This window comes from Roseiarcus sp. (assembly GCF_052145395.1).
GTDB lineage: Bacteria > Pseudomonadota > Alphaproteobacteria > Rhizobiales > Beijerinckiaceae > Roseiarcus.
Genome location: NZ_JBKQOT010000598.1, coordinates 1 through 2,663, shown reverse-complemented (window position 1 = coordinate 2,663; position 2,663 = coordinate 1). Strand labels below are relative to the sequence as shown.

The window sequence follows — 2,663 nt, the reverse complement described above, 5'->3', positions numbered from 1 at the left end:
TCGCCCTCACCGCCGATCAACTCATCGGGCTCTTCAAATACGATCCTGTCCCTGCCTGACCCACCCGTAACTCCAAACGCCTTCAAGAACTCTGCTGCCCCACGAATTTTGAAAGAGGCTCCGATTGCAGTCTCCTAGATTCCAAACTGAGACAATACCCGCAGCGTCGCAAATCAAACGGCAACATTAGGTCGTGCCGATGGCGCGGCTTGAGGAAGGGGCTGACGCGTCGATGAGCTTAGCCGGATTCCCGTGCCAGCGCGAGCGCGGCGGAGCGATCTCGCCTTTCATCAAGAAGGAATCGGCGTCGAGAATGGTCTCTTCGTGCATCGTCACGCCGTAGTGGACAAAAGCGCCGGGGCCGATCGCGCAGCCGGGCCCGATGCGCACGACATCCGATTTGTAAACACCCTCTTCCAGCGAATGCGCCTGAATGATGCTTGCCTCGTTGAGATTCGCCTCATCGCCTATCTCGACCAGCGTCCGCTCGGTGACAATGCAGCCGTCGTCGAAAACCATGCGGCCGATCCGAACGCTGAGGAGACGAGAGACAAGGTTGCGCATCGGCGTTCCCGGAAACAGCCCGCCCACGGGCGAATCCGACAATTTCCAATATCGCTCGACGCGCCAGAATGCGGGATCGTAGACGGTCGCGAGATCGGGCTTGAGCCGGCCGAAGCCGATCGAAGCCCGCTCGATGAGAATGAAAACCGCGATCGCACCGGCGCCGACCACCAAGGTCGCCAACGCCATGGCGACGAAGCTTGTCGCGCCGAAGCGCTCCGAAGCGAAGGCGAAGACATAGATCGACAGGAACGCCAGGAACCACCGCGACGCGAGCAGCCACGCCATCGTCGCGAGATTGCGGCGCGTTTTCAGCTTGAGCCGAAGGCGTCGCTCGGCAGGGCCCATCCTGGCTAGGAGCTCAAGGTCGCGCGAAGCGGCGCGCGGGATCTCGAATGCTGGCGAGCCGAGCAGACCGACGTTCTCCCGCAGAGGCCCGTCAATCGGCACCATCACCTTGGTGGCCAAGAGGCAGTTCTCGCCGATGCGTGCGCCCGGCGGCACATATACGTCGGTGCCGAGAAAATTGCGGCCGCCCACTCGACATTCGCCCAGTCTGAAGGCGCGACTTGAAATGACGACGTTGCCAAGAGCGAGTCCGTCCGAGGCGACCGTTTCCTCGCCGACCGTGCACAGGAACGGGTTGTCCTGCCTCTGGCTGCAGCCGAAGTTTGAACCTGTCGGCTCCCCCGCGGCAAGCCGCCAGCCGATGAAGCGCAGGTAGGAATCGATGAAGACGCTATCGCCGAACAGGAGATTGAGGAACGGCAAATTGCCGACTGTGTCGACGATCCGCCGCATCGCGTCGTGGAAGCCGTAGAGCGGATAGGTCCGGCCGGCCTCGAGGAAGCGGTGCGCGATTCGCGGGATCAGGTAAACCATCGCGAGCGAGGCGACGAGCGAGGTGGACGAAAGAGCGAACGAGGTTGAAAGCGAGATCGGCAGGAGGTCGATCATGGCGACGAGCGGGGCCGGGACGGCCGCACTGACGCGCTCCGCAGAGAACGCCATCGCGCCCAGGAGGAGCGCGTCGATCAACGCTCCCGCGACAATGAGCGAAAAGAGAAGCTGCGCAATCGAAAAAACAGCGCGACGAAGCGGGTTCGCGGGGATTTCGTCGAACAGGCGAAAATTGGTCGTCGTCTCCTCGGCGGGCGAGCCGTGGTAGCTCTTGCCCTGGGGCACGCGCTGACCGCTGAGCAGCGCCGAGGCGTGCCCCAACTGGCCGAAATCCTCGATCGTCGCGCCGACGTCGAGCATGGCCGCTTCGCCGACATAGGCGTTCTTGCCGATCCGGATGCCGTCGAAGTGAAGGCGGTTGCGGAACGCGGAGCTGCCATTCGCCACGACGGTCCGGGCGACGACGGCGTCGTTGCCGACGCTGAACAGGTCCGCGGCGACGGGAAAAAGCGCCGTGCCGACGACCGCATTGCGGCCGATCCGGGCGCCGAGCGAGCGGAGGAAGACGTTGAACAGCGGCGTACCGGCGAACGCGTTGGCGGGGGCCGAGCGGACGATGAAGCGGGCGAGCCAGAAGCGGAAGTAAGGGAGGCTCCAGAGTGGGACGGCTCCCGGCCGGGGGCGGCCGAGGAGCAGCCATTTCGCCGCGGTCGCGAGGGCATTGTGGCCGAAGAACCAGGCCGAGACGACGGCGAGCGCGCGCCCATAGAGCGCGGGCGGCGAATGGACTGCGGCATAGGTCCATTGAAGGCCCGCCTGGGCGAGAAAGACGCCGAGCGCCCCGACGCCGAGATAGACCCCCGTCTGCGCCACGCCGCAAAGATAGTAGGCGGCGTGCGAGGGTCGATGCTCGGGCGCGGCCTCCCGCGGAGGCGGGGCGACGGGTTTGGCGCTGTCGATGGCGAGGGCGAGGCGGCGCACGCTGGGATTGGCGTAGACCTCGCGCATGGCAACCCTCGTTTCCGGCGATAGCTGGCGAACGCGCGCGCAGAAGCGCGCCATCAAGAGAGAATGGGCGCCGTATTCGTTGAAGAAGTCGCCGTCGACGGAGACCTCGGCGAGGCGGAGCATGTCTTCGAGCGCGCGGGCCAGAAGCCGCTCGGTCGGCGTCGTCGGCGGGGCGTGGGTCTCGATCAGGC

1 protein-coding gene is annotated in these 2,663 nt (G+C 65.0%); it reads right to left on the bottom strand.

The window, feature by feature from the left end:
• Positions 1–186 precede the first annotated feature (186 nt).
• On the bottom strand, positions 187–2,663 hold a 2,477-nt coding region (locus ACLP25_RS20595; RefSeq protein ID WP_442471017.1), incomplete at its 5' end, for a Pls/PosA family non-ribosomal peptide synthetase.